Genomic DNA, 15,060 nt, shown 5'->3' on the forward strand with positions numbered 1-15,060 from the left:
GACCTCGGGTGCAGCTTTTCTCTACGCGGATTTTCTTTACGCGGAGTTCGGACTTCGGGACGGCACGTTCCGCCGACGCGGAACGGGAGACATTCCCACGGCCGTCAATGCACCCAGGAGCATGAACACGCCGATGGCGATCCAGGCATGCCCGAAGGCTCGGTGGGTCTCGTCGTAGGTTCTCGGAGTGCCCAGCAGGGCCACCAGCAGGCTGATGCCCAGCACGCTGCCGATCTGCCGGCTCATGTTGACCACCGCGCTGCCGGTGGAGAAGCGCTCCTGCGGCAGATCGGAGGTGGCCGTGGACAGGATGGTCGGAAGAGCGAGCCCGACACCTACTCCTCCAACGAGCCACCCGGGCAGGAGAGTTCCCGCGTAGTCGGGTTCCTGCGCGAGCTGTCGCCACATCATCGTCACGCCGACGGCGCACAGCAGACAGCCCACGGCGGCGAGCCGGCCGGCCGGGATCCGGTGGGCCAGCTTGCTCGCCACGATCGCGCCCAGGGGCACCATGAGCGGGCCGGGCGCGATGCCCAGGCCCGTACGCAGTGCGGAATAGCCCCAGACGTTCTGCATCCACAGGATCGAGCAGAGCAGGTTCGCCGCGAACGCGGCACTGAAGACGATCGCCGTCGCGTTGGACCAGGCGAACACCGGCACCCGCAGCAACGCCGGTTCGATCACCGGTGAGACGTGGCGCCTGGAGCGCAGCCAGAAGCCGGCGACGCCCAGGAGCGCGACCGCCACGACGACGACCACGCGCACCGCGGACCAGTCATTGATCTTCACCAGACCCAGGGCCAACAACCCGACGGAGAGGGTCAGTACGCCCGCGCCCGCCAGGTCCGGCATCCGCGAGGGCGTCTCGTCCCGGGAGGACGGCAGCCGGCGGGCCGCCACCACGAGGGTCAGCAGCCCGATCGGCAGGTTCACCAGGAACACCCAACGCCATGACGCGGTCACCAGCAGGCCGCCGAAGACGGGCCCCGCAGCCGCGGCGAGCGCCGCGCTGGCCGACCAGATGCGCACCGCGCCCGAGCGCCGCTCGGGCGGGAAGACCGACAGAAGCAGCCCGAGGCTGGCCGGCGTCAGGGCCGCGGCCCCGACAGCCTGCAGCACCCGGCAGGCGACCAGCATCCACAGCGAGTTCGAGGCGGCGCAGGCACCGGAGGCGATCGTGAAGAGCGCGACGCCGAGCAGGAATCCCTCCTTGCGCCCGTACCGGTCGGCGAGCCGGCCCAAGGGGACCAGCAACGCGGCGAAAATGATCGCGTATCCGTTGAGAATCCAGGAGAGATTCGACAGCGACTCGCCCTGGAAATCCCGTCCGATGTCATCAAATGCCACGTTGACGATGAAAAGATCCAGACCGGCCATGAACGCGGCGATCGAAAGGATCGATAAAAGTAGGCGGGATTGACCCGGCGTCAGCATGTCTGGGATGCTAGTTGACCGGGCAGTAAGATCACAACTTTGTTATTTTGCCCAGTACTTCAGGATTTGCGGAGGGGTATATTCACCCGCCGCCGCGATCAATCATGAGGGCCGGTCGGAAGCGCCTCGAAAATGACGGAACCGACTGTGAGCACCGGGGTTGGGTGCGCGGTGGATCGCAAAGCGGAGCGCGACGAGGCACCGCGCCGGGCACCGCCGCGTACTTCCGGGGCAACGCGCTGACGGGGCCGCTGCCGGCGCTGTCCGCATGGGCGGCGGTGGGGGCGGCGGTGACGATGGTCTGCGCGGCATTCCGGCGGAGCCCGGCGGAGCGGTGAGTCATGCGCCCTTGAGGTCCAGCCGCCAGTTGTTGGACCTCATCCGGCAGCCCTTCGGATACTCGATATCGACCGCGCCGAGCAGCTCGAAACCCGCCTTGCGGCAGACCGAGTTCGAGGCGGGGTGGTCCACTCCCGGGAACGCGTGCAGGTAGCGGTGACGCCCGGCGGCCCGCGCCGCCTCGACGACCGACCCGGCCGCCACCGCGGCGAGCCCCCGCCCCTGGAACTCGGGCAGCACCGCCCAGCCGGTCTCCCACACCGCACCGCCCTGCCAGCCGGACTCCCAGAAGCCGATCGAGCCGACAGTCTCGCCGCCTTCCGCCACGACCCGGTACATCCGCCCGCGCTCACGCAGCCCGACGTACCGCCGGTGCCGCGCGACCAACTGCTCCTCGGTCTCGGGCCCGCCCAAGTGCTCGGTCATTTCGGGCGCGTTGGCCCTCCGCAACACCCAGAAGTCGTCTTCGCTCCAGGGCTTCAGTGTCACCTGCGATGCGCTGTTCATGGCGACAACCCTAGGGGCCGCCCCGTTCGCCGGGCCGGGCTCCCCTCCCCGCATTTCAACCGTATACCGGACGGGGAGACTTGCCGCAAGGCCCCCATAAGGGGCGAAAATCGCTTCTCGCGCGCCGAGGGTCCGGCGCGGGACGGGAGCGAGATGCGTTTTCTGTTGTCCACGATCGGGTCGCGCGGAGAGGTCCAGCCACTCGTGGCGCTGGCCGTGCAGCTCAAAGCAATGGGGCACGACGCCGTGGTGTGCGCGCCCCCCGACTTCCATGAATGGGCCGAGTCCCTGGGGATCGCGTACGTCTCCGTCGGACCCGAGCTGCGCGGGACCGCGAAGCGGAACGCCGGCACCGTCCCCACGCCCGAGCAGCGGCGTCGGATGATCGAGGGCACGGTCGCCGAGCAGTTCGAGGCGGTCGGCGCGGCCGCCGAGGGCTGCCACGCCGTCGTGGGAGGCGGAGGGCTGGCGGTCGCCGCCCGCTCGGTGGCCGAACAGCGTGGCATCGGCCACGTCCACGCCGCGTTCGCCCCCATCACGCTGCCGTCCGCGCACCACGCACCACCCGTCTTCAAGATGCTCGGACAGGAACCGCCGGACGGGCCGGTCGACAACCGCACGCTCTGGGCCGAGGATGCCGCACGCTGGAACGCCATGTGGGGCACGGCTCTTGACGCGCGGCGCGCGGCCATCGGACTGCCGCCGGTCGAGGACGTGCGCTCCCACATCCTCACCGGCTCCCCGTGGCTGGCCGCGGACCCCGTACTGGCACCCTGGCCGGAGCCGTCCGAGCCGTCCGAACTGGGCGTGCTCCAGACCGGGGCCTGGATGCTGCCGGACGACCGACCGCTGTCCGCCGAACTGGAGGCGTTCCTGGATGCCGGCGAGCCACCCGTCTATTGCGGGTTCGGCAGCATGCGCGCGCCCGAGGGCGTCACCCGGACGATGATCGATACGGCCCGCTCGCTCGGACGGCGCGTGATCCTCGCAAGCGGCTGGGCCGACCTGTCACCCGTGGACGACGAGCCCGACTGCCTGTCGATCGGCGAGGTGAACCAGCGGGCACTGTTCCGGCGGGTCGCCGCCGTGGTGCACCACGGCGGCGCCGGCACCACCACCGCCGCCACGGCATCCGGAACACCGCAAGTGATCGCCCCGCAGATGTTCGACCAGTTCTACTACGCCCACCGCATCGGCCGACTCGGCATCGGCAGCGCACTCCCGCCCGGCGCCCCCACCCCCGACTCGCTGCTCACCGCCCTCCGCCACGCCCTCGATCCCAAGGTGGCGGACAGGGCCCGAACCGTCGCCGATTCCATGCGCACCGACGGCGCGTTGACCGCGGCCCGACGACTGATCGAGATGGGGGGCGGCTGACGTCCCCCTTTCAGGCAGTCGGGCCTGCGGCCTGTACGAGGAAGTCGGTGTTCGCTTTCACGTCGTGTCCGAGGACCAGGTTGTGCCGGGGGAGCTCGCCGAGGAGTTCGAGCAGGGGCTCGGTGCCGGGGAGATCGACGGGGAGGAGGCCGAAGACGTCGGGGTAACGGTCTTCGGTACCGGCGGTGAAGAAGTCGCCGGCCCTCACCCTGCGGTCCTCGTCGAGAAGGGCGGGGTCGGCGCCGGGGGCGATCCGGGGGAAGAGGATGCGGGCCGCTTGCCCTTCGGTGGCCAGGGTCAGGCCGAGCCAAGTACCGAGCTGGTCGGGGAAGAACTGGGGCTTGAGCTCCTTCCCGGACTCCCTCCACAGGGGTGTGCGGCTACCGGAGTGGAGCGCGTCGGTGACCTTCCGGTGCTGAGTGGGGTGGAGCTGTTCGCCGTGCTGGACACGTTCGCGGACCTGGTCGTACCAGCCGAGAGCGTCGAGGAGACCGAGGCCGATGGCGGCGGCCGAGGGCCAGGGCAGGACGCGCAGGTGGCCGCCGTCGGGGCGGATGAAGACACGGTCGTTGGCTAGCAGTTGCCAGCCGGCGCGAGCGAGGAGGAGGGCGGTCGTGGTCTTTCCGGCGCCTTTGTCCCCCAGGGTCAACACGGTCTTCCCGTCACGGACGACGGCGGAGGCGTGCAGGATCGACCAGCCGTCGGCCAGCAGCCGGCCGCGGACGACTTCGCGCGCGAGTCGGGCGGCGGCCAGGGCGACGGGGACTTCCTCGCAGCCGTAGACGCGCAAGGGGCCGCCGGGCTCGGCCCGATAGGCGAGTTTGTCGTCGGGCTGGGAGGCGAGGACGATGCCGTCGTCGTCCCGGCCGAAGAGCATGCTCGAGTTCGCGTAGACGGTCTCCTCGTGGGAGTGGTCGGCCACGTGCCGGGCGATCTCGGTGACCCGGTCGGGGTTGACGTCGGCGATCACCTGCGAGTCAGCGTCCGGGGTGGTGCTGGCGGCTTTCCACCAGGGGCCGAAGTACCGGCGGGCCCATTCGGTGACCACCGGCGTGTTGCTGGTGACGGTCGCGGCCTGGGTGGCCGTGGCGATGCGGGTAGCGGTCCTGGTCACTGCGGTCTTCTCCTTCCATGAGGGGCGTGTGGGGGTATGCAGGCGGGCCAGCGGCTCGAAGGCGTCGCGGAGCTTGATGTTCGCGGCCACCAGCTGCCGGGCCTCGGCGACATCAAGCCGGGGGAGGCACACGGTTGGGGTTCCGGCGATGAAGCGCAACGGAATTCCCATCCACCGGCCCTCGTGGTTGACGGACAGCTCCACCACCCGGTCCTCCAGACCGAGGCCGGCGCGGAGGGCTGCGATCACGGCGCCGGCCGGGCCGCAGCGGGTACGGCCGAGCCCTGCGTTGATCCTGGCCGGGCGGGCGGTCAGCTCGCGGCGGACCCGTCCGGCCGGCACGTCGACCGGGCGACCGTTCACACGGGTGGCCGACGCACACACCACCGCTTGGTCGCCGTGCTCACCGATCACATGCCCCTCGACATCCCCGGCGGAGACGTCGAGGAGGTGGGCGAGAGTGAGGCGGTAGCGGGCGGTGTCGACGTTCGAGCCGACCCCGTAGACGCGGGGACAGCCGGAGACCTCGGCGAACAGGCGGGTCATGACGTCCACGGGGTTCGTCACCATGACCACCAGACCCTGGTAGTGGGCCAGCGCGGTTGCCAGGGCGGCGATGACGGGGGCATTCGTGTTCAGTCCGGCCATCCGCACGTTGGTGCGGCGGGTGTTGATGAACTCGGCCCTCGGGCAGACCACCACCGCCTCGCAGGAGGCCAGCTGCCCCGGGTTGGCGGCGTGAACCGCCCGGACGGGTGAGCCGGTCACCTGGCTCATGTCCTCCAGATCGGTCACCAGGGACCGGGCCGAGGTGCCGGTGCGGGAGACGACGTGGACGGACTCGCACCAGCCTCCGGCCGCCAGCAGCATGGCCACACTCTGGCCGACGGCCCCGGCGCCGATCACCCCGATCGCACCGGCCTTCGCCGCCGTCATCGGTTCGCCGCCTTCACCACGTCGGCCAGCGCGAGCCGCCACACCGCCCGCGGGTCCGTCCCGGCGACCAGTCCGGCCGTGACGCCCTCCAGGAAAGTGCACACTGTCGCCGCCCGGGTGATGAGCCTTCCCGCGTGTTCGGGCAGAAGCAGGTCGGGTGGGCAGGTCAAGTAGGTGCTGAGGATGTTGGTGGTGTCCATCAGCCACAGCACCACCAGGTGCCTCAGCCACTCGGCGCGCTCGTCCGGCCCGAGGTCGGCCGTGAGCGCGTCGGCGAACCCCTCGATCCCGGCCGCCGTCGCCTCCGCCGTCACCAGGTCCGGCGAAGAGGCGAGCAGGCCGAGCACGGTCCGGGAGATCAGCTTGGCCGGGTCGGTCTGGGACCGCCCTCGGCCCAGGCCCGGGTCGAGGAAGACCGGCCGCCCGTCGGCGCCTTCGGGGAAGACGACGTGGTCCGGCTTGAGGTCGCCGTGGACCACTGGCCGGTGCCCGGTCACCGGAGCGGGCCGAAGCCGCCGCAGACGGAGGACCACCGTGCCCAGCACCTCGCCCACCTGACCGGCTTTGCAGAGGTAAGTGGGGCCGCTGATGCCGTTGAACTTGCGGTCGAAGGTCGAGCCGATGCCCCGTTCGACGATGGCCGCTTCATCGACGGCCCGGGCGACGGCGGGCCTCTGGAGCCCTGCCAGCTCGACCACCGCCCGGGTCATCAACTCACCTGCCTGGTGCGGGCCCTTGGCCAACAGGTCGGCCAGCGTCGGCCCGGCCACCGGCTCGGTGAACAACACGCCGCCATGGAGACCCGCCACCGGACATGCCCGCGCTCCGGCCTCCTGAAGAATGGCCAGACCCCTGGCCTCCCGCTCCAGCAAGGCCCCCGGCGAGCCCTGATAGGCAGCCTGGGCTGCCCGGACCTGGGCCCAGTCACCGGCCGTGCCCCGCAGCACCGACACCAGCGACAGGCCCAGCAGCGAGACCTTCGCGTACAGCGGGCGGCCGTCCACGCTCAGTCGGCGGACGTAGGCGGTCACGCTCGGCGTGTGCTGGCCGAACCGCACGGGGGCACCCGACCACAGCTCGGCAGCGGCCTGCTTGATCTTCCCGTCCGCGTACGCGAAGACCTCGGCGGCTGTCACGGTGCTCGAACCGGCGGCCATCACCAGCCTCCTGTCGGCGTGAGCACCACGGCGCTGGCGCCCAAAGCCCCGATCCAGCCAAGCGGGGGCCTCAGCCAGCCGCTGCGGGCCGTCCTGCCGCCGGTCGTACGGCATGTGTACGTCACCGTCGTCACCTTCCTCGTCCCAGTGATCGGGGGCAGCGGGCCGCCGACGTGGCGAGGCGACGAGGGTGGACGCAGACGGCCCACTGCCGATTCAGCCGCCCACGCAGGTCGGGCGGTGAGCTTCAGTGAACGGCCATACGCAGAAGGCGAGGAGGGGCCAGGATGTAGGGCAGCTGTAGGCCCACGTAGGCCAGGGAGGCGACAGCACGGTGCCGACCAAGCAGGAACTCGCCGAACTCATTCGCAACGCGTGCGAGAAGCGTGGGTGGGGCCCGACCAAACTCGCCAGGGAAGTCAGCATCGCGGCTGGACGGCCGCCGGAGACGATCGAGCGGCAGTACGCCCGCCGCTGGATGAACGGCGAACGATCACCCACCTACTGGCTGCCGTACGTCGTCAAAGTCCTGGGCCTGGGAAGCGACCGGGAGACCCGATCCTCCGGTTCCGAAGCGGAGGTCACCGATACCGTGGCCTCAGTCATCCAGCTGGGGAGGAGCGACGTGGACCGCCGAAACTTCCTCACCGCCACGAGCGGTTACGCCCTCAGTGCCCTCGCGCTGCCCGACCTCGACAGCATCACCCGCCGCACCAAAACGGCCCCGGCCGGAGCGGTACGCGTCGGCGCCGGAGAGGTCGCTGCCGTCAAACAGATGGTCAAGGCCCTCGGCGACTCAGCTGCCGAACTCGGCGGCGGACACGCCCGCCACCTCGCGGTGCGCTACCTGACCGACGACGTCGCACCCTGGCTCAACGGCAAGTACACCGAAGCCACCGGCCACGAACTGTTCGCCGCCACCTCTCAGCTCGTCCACCTCGCCGGCTGGATGGCTCAGGACGAGGGAAACGACCCCGAACACCAGGGCCGGGCCCAGCAGTACTACGCGCACGCCTACCGACTCGCCGCCGAGGCCCACGACCCCGAATTGTCCGCCACCGCCCTGCGCGGCCTGGCCGTCCAGGCCACCGACCTCGGCTTCCGTGCCGAAGCCGTCCAGCTCGGCGAAGCCTGCGTGCGCTACGGCAAGGGCCTCGACAACCCCCGGGCCGTCGCCTACTACGAAGCCACCCTCGCCAACGCCGCCGCCCAGGACGACGACCGCAAGCTGGCCACCCGCCACCTCGCCCTCTCCGAGACCGCGATCAGCCGGTCCGGAGCCGCAGCCGGCGAGTCGTGGGCCGCCCACTACTCGCCCGGCCGGTGGGCCCACGAATCGGGCATGATCCTCGCCCGCCTCGGCGACCTCGACGCCGCCGAAGAACACCTCCGCCTCGCCCTCGACATCCACGGCCTCGACCGGCGCCGGACCCGCGCGATTGTCCTCGCCGACCTGGGCGGTGTGCGGCTCCGCCAAGGTGACGTGGACGGTGCCCTTGCCGCATGGCACGAGTTCGTCGAGTGCGCGGACGGTGTCCGCTCGGTGAAGGTGCACACGGCCGCCGAAGATATGCGAACCCGGCTGAACCGATTCAGGGACATCCCCGAGACAGAGCAGCTACGACGGAAAGCCGCCCGGCTCCTCGCCTAGCGGCACCGGGGAACAGGACCGAAAACACGTGGCGGGACGTCAGTGCACGATGAGGTTGCGGTACTCGATCACGCGTCGGCTTCGACACCGAGGTCGGCAAACAGGTTCCGCGTACGACGTACGGGCCCGCGCAGAGAACCTCGCCAACGCCCGGCCGACCACCGTCGCCGCCTGAGAGCATCGAGCGCATGGGCAAGCACAGCCGACCCGGACCGCCGAACCAACCCTCCCGTGCCATCGCGCGCTTCGACGCCGACGACCCGCTCTCGCCGTACGAACGACGACGACACACGCCGCTGGACCAGTACCGCCGCCACCGACCGCTCCACGGCGGTGCCGTCCACGTCCGACCGGACGAACCACGGGTCTTGGAGGAATGGGACGGCTTCACCTACGTGCCCGTCGGCACTGCCTCCGACCTGACGGCGGCACGGAAGTGGGCGAATGAGCTCTACCGGTCACCGGGTGACGCGAGCCAGGGAAAGTTGCGGTGATCGAGGTGCAACCCAGCCAGCGCATGCGGGACCTCGGTGTCGTCCAGCGCGGCGTCGACATTCTCGCCGAGCCCGCGGGCGCCTTCGAGCTACCCGCCGAGAAGGGCGCCGCCGAGCAGGTCATCAAGCGGCTGGCCGACGCCATGGACCGCATCGCCCAGGCCCATGATTTCAGCGGCAAGGGCATGGGGCTCGCGGCCCCGCAGATCGGCATCGCCCGCGCGGCCGCGACCGTACGGCCCGCCGAAGCCGGATCGGAGCCGATCGTGCTCCTCAACCCGCGCATCACCGCGACCTCCGAAGGGATGGACGAACAGTACGAGGGGTGTCTCAGCTTCTTCGACGTCCGTGGCATGGTCCCTCGCCCCCTGCGGATCGCCGTGGAGGCCACTGCCCTGGACGGCACCACCCGGATCATGGTGTACGAGCGCGGCCTGGCCCGGCTGATCCACCACGAGATCGACCACCTCGACGGGCTCCTCTACACCGCCCGGATGCGGCCCGGAGTCGAGCCGATCCCGGTCGGGGAATACCGGCAGACCGGCCGTGCGTGGGCGTACGAGTCGTAGGAGTCGACCGCTGATCGCATGCGCCGCCGACTGGGCCGGATCAACCGAAGCGCTCGTCCTTGACGTTGCGTATGAAGTCGCCCCAGGCGCCGGTGGGGACGAACAGGGTGGGGCCGTCGGGTGCCTTGCTGTCGCGGAGGGGTATCAGGTCGGGCAAGCCGTCGGCGACCTGTACGCAGTCGCTCTGGTGCCCGCTGTAGGTGCTCTTGCGCCACACGGCGTTGTCAAGATCCAGGGCTCGCCAGTCGGTGTGCCTCATTCGAGATCCTTTGCGACGTACGAGATGAGGTCGCGCGACGATGCCGCGTCGAGCGCCGCCGACGAGAGCTCATCGAACATCCGGCTGTAGGTCATCAGGTCGGTTTTTCGCTCCAGTTGAATGTTACTCGTGTGGGATTCCGTGTACACCACGTCGAGATCGCTTCGAACGGGGAACTGGAGGATCGCGAACGACCCCATCAACCCGGCATGGGCGCCGGCCGCGAAAGGCAGGACCTGCAAGGTGATGTGAGGCTCCTCCGACACCCGCAGAAGGTGGTGGAGCTGCTTGGCCATGGTCCGGGCTCCGCCGATCACTCGCCGCAGCGCCGCTTCGTCCAGGACCGCCCACAGCTCGAGTGGATCAGCACGGCGGAGGGTGGCGTTCTGTCGGGCCAGCCGAACGTTCACCAAGGCGTCGAGTGCGTCCGGGGGCGAGTCCGGCTGAAGCGCGCCGGTCACCGCGCGGGTGTACTCCGGCGTTTGGAGCAGGCCAGGGACCAGCACCTCCCGGAAGTTCCGCATGGAAGTCGCCTCCGCCTCAAGCGCGATGTACGACGCGTACCGCTGCGTGATCACATCGGAGTAGGGCGTCCACCACATCCGCTGCCTGCCCTCCCCGGCCAGGGTGGCCAAGGCCGCCCGCGTCTCCGGGTCGGCGACCCGGTAGGCGTCCAGCACCGCCTCGACCTCGTCAGGGCGGATGCCGGAGCGACCGTTCTCCACCCGGCTCACCTTGGATTGATGCCATCCGAGGAGTCCGGCTGTCTCGTTGACCGTGATCCCCAAACCCTCACGGATCTGGCGTAGTTCGGCACCGAGCATGCGGCGGCGAACGGTGGGCAGCGCGGGCACTTCGAACCTCCCGGAGCGGCGGCGTGAGTTCACAGTGTCCCGCAAAGAGCGACGCATGCACTCAACATTCACGCGTTCATATGCACTTCCGCGGATTGCGTTGCCGAGGCGAGCGCGGATGTGCATGCTACGTGGAGTGGCCCGGCCGATGCGTTCAGCAACCGCGTCAGGGCCAACAGAGAGCACCCGTATGCCCTGCCTCATGCCGAAGGCAGGAACAGCTGACCCCGGCGACCGCTGACACGGCCCCGGGGCATGGCCAACGCTAAAGAGGAGCGTCGACATGCGTCACTTTATCTCCCGCTGCTTCGAGCGGGTACGGAAGGTATTCGCGCCCGCAGACGAGACCCCGGACCACCCCATCAGCGAACCCACCCCGCCGGAGCCGCCCCGTACCGCCCAAGCCCAAAGCAACAGCACCTGCGGCGTCTACATCTGGGCCACCGCCCACGGGATCGACATCAAGCCCAGCTCACCCCTCGCCTCCTGCGACTGCTACGGGCATCAACCTCCACCGGAGACAGGGACGTTCGTCATCGACACCCGCACCGACCGCGTCGGCCAGGTCATGGGCAGCGAAGGTCCATACATCCAGCTCCGCCCGCCGCACGGCGGCAAGGAATGGGAAGCGCGCCCCGACGCCGTGCGGCCCGTCACCCGTTCCGAGCTGCTCCGTGCCAAGGTGCGGCAGGTCAACGCCGCCGAGCGTTGGGGAAAGTGAGCTCCCGGGCCCAAGAAGGGCGCGCATTCACAAGCGCACTCCCCTAAGTGCGCTGACAAGCCGTGGTTCCCGTACGGCGCCGGGTAGAACATGTCCACCCCGAGCGCACTACCCGGTGAGGAACCGCATGCCCAGCAGTCCGGCGCCCACCCCCCGCCTCCGCGTCAATCCGTGTGCCGCGGAGGCCGCGGCGTTCATCGACCGCTGGGTGCGGCGGACGGGGCTGATGCAGTCGTTCTCCGCGCAGCGGCGGTTCAGGAAGGCGGGGTGCGCGGCGTTCGCGGCGCGGGTGATGCCGGATGCCGAATGCGGGCGGTTACAGCGGGGGGCGGCGTGGCTGGTGTGGTTCTTCATCCTCGACGGGCGGCCGGAGGAGTGCGGGACGAGCGGGCAGCCCCCACCGCTGCCCCCGCCGTACGCGTACGCCCTGCTCGACTTCCTTCCCGTGGACCTCGGTCGCACCCCGCCGCCGCGCACCGCCCTGGAACGGGCCCTGGCCGACGCCTGGCGGATGGTGGCCCCCGCCATGTCACCGGAGTGGCGGCACAGATTCCGCACGCACTTCGGCGAGTTCATCGACGCGTGGCTCCTCAAGGCGCAGGGCCCGGCCCTGCCGCTCCTCGACCTCGTCGAGTACACGAGCGGACATGAACTACCGTCGGGGGCAGGAGAGTTGGAGTCGATCCGAAAGATCACTCGCGCCGCCGTGCTCTCCTTCCCCGGCGAGCGGGAGTTCTCCGCCGAGTTCCTCGCCTCCCGCGCGGACGCGCTCCGGATCGCGCGCGCCGGCCTCGAGGCGGATCTGGCCCGCCGGGCTCTCCCGACCGGCGCCGTGTCCTACGCCGCGGCCCTCGCCGCCTGGCTGGACGGTCTGCCCCGGGGTCCGGAGCGCCCGGCGGAGGAGCACAGGATCAGCCTCACCGAGGACATCGCCGGCTCCCCCGTGGACCTCCTCCGCCCCCGGCGCCCCGCGCCGCCGCCCGTCCCCTCCCCGGGCGGCGGCGCGGGGGCCCTACATGGTGGCCGCGAGTAGCTCACGCGTGTAGTCGGCCTTGGGGTCGTCGAAGACCTCGTCGCGCGGGCCGCTCTCCACCACGGTCCCGGCCCGCATGACGGCGACGCGGTCGCAGAAGTGCCGTACGACGGCGAGGTCGTGCGACACGAAGAGCAGGGAGAGCCCGAGCTCGTCCCGGAGGTCCATCAGCAGGTTGAGCACCTGGGCCTGCACCGAGACGTCGAGCGCGGAGACCGGCTCGTCCGCGATGATCAGCCGGGGGCGCAGGGCGAGGGCCCGTGCGATGCCGATGCGCTGGCGCTGGCCGCCGGAGAACTCGTGCGGGTAGCGGGACAGGTGCGCCGCGTCCAGCCCCACCTGGCCCAGCAGTTCGGCCGCGCGATCGCGGCGGGCGGCAGCGTCGAGCGAGGTGTGCACGCGCAGGGGCGTGGTGACGATCTCCTCGACGGTGCGGCGGGGGTTGAGCGAGGCGTACGGGTCCTGGAAGACGAGCTGTACGTCGCGGCTCAGTTCGCGGCGGAGCGCGGTGTCGACGGAGGCCCGGCCGATGTCCCGCCCGTCGAAGCGGACGCTTCCGGCGGTGGGCCGCTGCAGCCCCGCGAGGACGCGGGCGGTGGTGGACTTCCCGGACCCGGACTCCCCCACGAGCCCGAGGGTCTCCCCTCGCCGCACGCGCAGGCTGACGCCACGGACGGCGGCCACGGGCTCCGCCCTGCGCCCCCAGAGGCCGCGACGGCCGGGAAACTCGACCGTGAGATCGGCGACCTCGGCCAATACGGCTCCCTCGCCGGAGGCGGGTTCCGTACGCCTGACCACACGGGCCGGTTCCGGGTCGTCCACCGTGGGCAGCCGGGACCCCGGCACCGTCGCGAGCGTCGGCGCCGCGCCGATCAGGGCGCGGGTGTACGGGTGCGACGCGTCCGTGAGCAGCTTGCGGGTGGGGCCCGACTCGATGTCCCGCCCGCCCCGCATGACCAGCATGCGGTCGCACATCTCCGCGACGACCCCCACGTCGTGGGTGATCAGCAGCACCGCCGTGCCGCTCTCCTTCGCCAGTTCCGACATGAGCGAGAGGACCTGGCGCTGGACGCGCGCGTCCAGCGCAGTCGTCGGCTCGTCCGCGATCAACACGTCCGGCGCGTTGATCAGCGCCATGGCGATCATGACGCGCTGCCGCATGCCGCCGGAGAACTGGTGCGGGTAGTCGCGGGCGCGGGCGGGTGGGATGCCGACCCGGTCGAGCATGGTGGACGCGCGTTCGCGTGCCTCGGCCCGCCCGGTCCCCGCGTGCAGCCGGTACGCCTCCTCCAGCTGCGCCCCCACCGTGTGGAAGGGCGACAGCGCGGCCAGCGCGTCCTGGAAGACCATGGCGATCCGCGCGCCGCGCAGCTCGCGCAGGGCGGAGTCGGGCGCGCCGACGATCTCCGTGCCGCCCACGGTGATGCTGCCGGTCACCGTCGTGCGGGCCGCGTCGTGCAGGCCCATCGCGGCGAGGCCCACCGTGGACTTGCCGGATCCCGACTCCCCCACCAGACCCAGGACTTCGCCGCGGGCGAGGTCGAAGGACACGTTGTCCACGGCCGTGACCGTGGCGCCCCTGCCGGTGAAGGAGACGGTCAGATCGCGTACGCCGAGCGCGCTCATGCGAGCCTCACCCTCGGGTCGAGCCAGGCCACCACCAGGTCGGCGAGGGCGACGAAGAGCACCACGAAGAAGGCGGCGAGCAGGACCGTGCCCACCACCGTCGGCAGGTCGTTCTGGACGACGGAGTCGACGGCGAGCTTGCCGACGCCACCGAGGCCGAAGACGGTCTCGGTGATGAACGCCCCGCCGAACAGGGCGCCCGCCTCCAGCCCGAGGAGCTGCACCAGCGGCGCTGCCGCGCCGCGCGCCGTGTACTTCGCGTGGGCCCGCAGGGCTCCGAGCCCCTTGCCGCGCGCGGTGCGCACGTACCCCTCGTGCATCGTCTCCAGCATCTGGGAGCGGGAGAGGCGGGCGAAGACGGCGGCGTTGACGAAGCCGAGGACGAGCCAGGGCAGTGCCAGCCCGGCCGCCCAGGCGGCGGGGTCGTCGGCGAAGGGCGTGTAGCCGGGCACCGAGAGCACATCCGTCGTATAGACGAGCAGATACTGCAGCGCGTAGCCGAGGAAGTAGATCTGCACGCTGGCGCCGACGAGCGTGAAGCCGGACAGCAGCCGGTCGGTGACCGAGCCGCGGCGCAGGGCGGCGACGAAGCCCGTGCCGATGCCGAGGACGACGATCACGGCGAGCGCGCCGCCCGCGAGCGAGAGGGTCACCGGGAAGCGGTCGCCGATGGCGTCGAGGACCGGCTGGTGGAGGGTGTAGGAGTAGCCGAGGCAGGGCGCCGAGCAGTCGATGGGGCTGCCGTCGACGTCGGCGATGGTGCGGCCGGCGACGAGTCCGCGCAGGTAGTCGGTGAACTGCCCGGTCAGCGGCTGGTCGAGGCCCATGCTGTGGCGTACGGCCTCGACCTGGGCGGTGTCGCACTTGGGGCCGCAGGCGATGAGGGCCGGGTCGGAGGGGGCGGCGTAGAAGAGCCCGAAGGCGACGGCGGTGATCGCGAGGAGCACCGCCGCTGCCTGGAGGGCCCGCCGGAGCAGGTAGGCGATCAC

At 70.8% G+C, this 15,060-nt stretch carries 14 protein-coding genes; 6 read left to right on the forward strand and 8 right to left on the reverse strand.

Translation table 11 applies throughout. The features are described from left to right. Positions 1-36: 36 nt before the first annotated feature. Together DXZ73_RS12020 and DXZ73_RS12030 are read right to left on the reverse strand one after the other, a co-directional pair. Complete coding sequence (locus tag DXZ73_RS12020) at positions 37-1,434, reverse strand: MFS transporter (RefSeq protein ID WP_116210993.1); 1,398 nt, start codon at positions 1,432-1,434, stop codon at positions 37-39. Positions 1,435-1,773: 339 nt separating this feature from the next. After that, complete coding sequence (locus DXZ73_RS12030) at positions 1,774-2,280, reverse strand: GNAT family N-acetyltransferase (RefSeq protein ID WP_116210995.1); 507 nt, start codon at positions 2,278-2,280, stop codon at positions 1,774-1,776. A gap of 153 nt (positions 2,281-2,433) precedes the next feature. Between DXZ73_RS12030 and DXZ73_RS12035 the strand changes: the two genes are divergently transcribed. Further along, positions 2,434-3,657 (forward strand): glycosyltransferase, encoded by a 1,224-nt coding sequence (locus DXZ73_RS12035; RefSeq protein ID WP_116210996.1) that lies wholly within the window; start codon positions 2,434-2,436, stop codon positions 3,655-3,657. A gap of 10 nt (positions 3,658-3,667) precedes the next feature. Here the strand turns inward: DXZ73_RS12035 and DXZ73_RS40265 are convergent, their stop codons facing one another. Beyond that, positions 3,668-5,707, reverse strand: coding sequence for a lactate/malate family dehydrogenase (locus tag DXZ73_RS40265; RefSeq protein ID WP_116210997.1), 2,040 nt, complete (start codon positions 5,705-5,707; stop codon positions 3,668-3,670). Next, positions 5,704-6,864 (reverse strand): hypothetical protein, encoded by a 1,161-nt coding sequence (locus DXZ73_RS12045; RefSeq protein WP_116210998.1) that lies wholly within the window; start codon positions 6,862-6,864, stop codon positions 5,704-5,706. Before DXZ73_RS12045 ends, DXZ73_RS40265 begins: the two co-directional genes overlap by 4 nt. A gap of 334 nt (positions 6,865-7,198) precedes the next feature. Here DXZ73_RS12045 and DXZ73_RS12050 point away from each other — a divergent pair, with 334 nt between their 5' ends. From DXZ73_RS12050 to DXZ73_RS12060, 3 genes are all read left to right on the forward strand, one after another. Beyond that, entirely contained in the window at positions 7,199-8,515 is a 1,317-nt protein-coding gene (locus DXZ73_RS12050) for a tetratricopeptide repeat protein (RefSeq protein WP_240351317.1), read from the forward strand. Positions 8,516-8,703: 188 nt separating this feature from the next. Continuing rightward, the gene (locus DXZ73_RS12055) at positions 8,704-9,009 is read left to right on the forward strand and encodes a DUF6087 family protein (RefSeq protein ID WP_116210999.1); all 306 of its coding nucleotides are present in this window, start codon (positions 8,704-8,706) and stop codon (positions 9,007-9,009) included. Further along, positions 9,006-9,578 carry a peptide deformylase gene (locus DXZ73_RS12060; protein WP_116211000.1) on the forward strand — a complete coding sequence of 191 codons (573 nt, stop codon included), beginning with the start codon at positions 9,006-9,008 and terminating at the stop codon, positions 9,576-9,578. Before DXZ73_RS12055 ends, DXZ73_RS12060 begins: the two co-directional genes overlap by 4 nt. A gap of 40 nt (positions 9,579-9,618) precedes the next feature. Here DXZ73_RS12060 and DXZ73_RS12065 read toward each other — a convergent pair whose 3' ends face one another. Both DXZ73_RS12065 and DXZ73_RS12070 read right to left on the reverse strand, forming a co-directional pair. Continuing rightward, the gene (locus DXZ73_RS12065; RefSeq protein ID WP_116211001.1) at positions 9,619-9,837 is read right to left on the reverse strand and encodes a DUF397 domain-containing protein; all 219 of its coding nucleotides are present in this window, start codon (positions 9,835-9,837) and stop codon (positions 9,619-9,621) included. Further along, on the reverse strand, positions 9,834-10,661 hold the full coding sequence (locus tag DXZ73_RS12070; protein WP_425315910.1) for a helix-turn-helix domain-containing protein: 828 nt from the start codon (positions 10,659-10,661) through the stop codon (positions 9,834-9,836). The genes DXZ73_RS12065 and DXZ73_RS12070 overlap by 4 nt, the downstream gene beginning before the upstream one ends. A 313-nt stretch (positions 10,662-10,974) precedes the next feature. Between DXZ73_RS12070 and DXZ73_RS40575 the strand changes: the two genes are divergently transcribed. Continuing rightward, on the forward strand, positions 10,975-11,412 hold the full coding sequence (locus DXZ73_RS40575; RefSeq protein ID WP_116211003.1) for a hypothetical protein: 438 nt from the start codon (positions 10,975-10,977) through the stop codon (positions 11,410-11,412). Between the two features lie 127 nt (positions 11,413-11,539). Continuing rightward, positions 11,540-12,445 carry a terpene synthase family protein gene (locus tag DXZ73_RS12080; protein ID WP_116211004.1) on the forward strand — a complete coding sequence of 302 codons (906 nt, stop codon included), beginning with the start codon at positions 11,540-11,542 and terminating at the stop codon, positions 12,443-12,445. Here the strand turns inward: DXZ73_RS12080 and DXZ73_RS12085 are convergent. Together DXZ73_RS12085 and DXZ73_RS12090 are read right to left on the reverse strand one after the other, a co-directional pair. Beyond that, positions 12,425-14,071 carry a dipeptide ABC transporter ATP-binding protein gene (locus DXZ73_RS12085; protein ID WP_116211005.1) on the reverse strand — a complete coding sequence of 549 codons (1,647 nt, stop codon included), beginning with the start codon at positions 14,069-14,071 and terminating at the stop codon, positions 12,425-12,427. The two genes, DXZ73_RS12080 and DXZ73_RS12085, sit on opposite strands and share 21 nt — an antisense overlap. Then, on the reverse strand, positions 14,068-15,060 hold the full coding sequence (locus DXZ73_RS12090) for an ABC transporter permease (RefSeq protein ID WP_116211006.1): 993 nt from the start codon (positions 15,058-15,060) through the stop codon (positions 14,068-14,070). Before DXZ73_RS12090 ends, DXZ73_RS12085 begins: the two co-directional genes overlap by 4 nt.

The organism is Streptoverticillium olivoreticuli subsp. olivoreticuli, from assembly GCF_003391135.1.
GTDB classification, from domain to species: domain Bacteria; phylum Actinomycetota; class Actinomycetes; order Streptomycetales; family Streptomycetaceae; genus Streptomyces; species Streptomyces blastmyceticus.

Bases quoted from the DNA above. Each gene is read 5' to 3' on its own strand.
- DXZ73_RS12020 (WP_116210993.1), bottom strand. From the start codon at position 1,434: ATGCTGACGCCGGGTCAATCCCGCCTACTTTTATCGATCCTTTCGATC.
- DXZ73_RS12030 (WP_116210995.1), bottom strand. From the start codon at position 2,280: ATGAACAGCGCATCGCAGGTGACACTGAAGCCCTGGAGCGAAGACGAC.
- DXZ73_RS12035 (WP_116210996.1), top strand. From the start codon at position 2,434: ATGCGTTTTCTGTTGTCCACGATCGGGTCGCGCGGAGAGGTCCAGCCA.
- DXZ73_RS40265 (WP_116210997.1), bottom strand. From the start codon at position 5,707: ATGACGGCGGCGAAGGCCGGTGCGATCGGGGTGATCGGCGCCGGGGCC.
- DXZ73_RS12045 (WP_116210998.1), bottom strand. From the start codon at position 6,864: ATGGCCGCCGGTTCGAGCACCGTGACAGCCGCCGAGGTCTTCGCGTAC.
- DXZ73_RS12055 (WP_116210999.1), top strand. From the start codon at position 8,704: ATGGGCAAGCACAGCCGACCCGGACCGCCGAACCAACCCTCCCGTGCC.
- DXZ73_RS12065 (WP_116211001.1), bottom strand. From the start codon at position 9,837: ATGAGGCACACCGACTGGCGAGCCCTGGATCTTGACAACGCCGTGTGG.
- DXZ73_RS12070 (WP_425315910.1), bottom strand. From the start codon at position 10,661: ATGCTCGGTGCCGAACTACGCCAGATCCGTGAGGGTTTGGGGATCACG.
- DXZ73_RS40575 (WP_116211003.1), top strand. From the start codon at position 10,975: ATGCGTCACTTTATCTCCCGCTGCTTCGAGCGGGTACGGAAGGTATTC.
- DXZ73_RS12080 (WP_116211004.1), top strand. From the start codon at position 11,540: ATGCCCAGCAGTCCGGCGCCCACCCCCCGCCTCCGCGTCAATCCGTGT.
- DXZ73_RS12085 (WP_116211005.1), bottom strand. From the start codon at position 14,071: ATGAGCGCGCTCGGCGTACGCGATCTGACCGTCTCCTTCACCGGCAGG.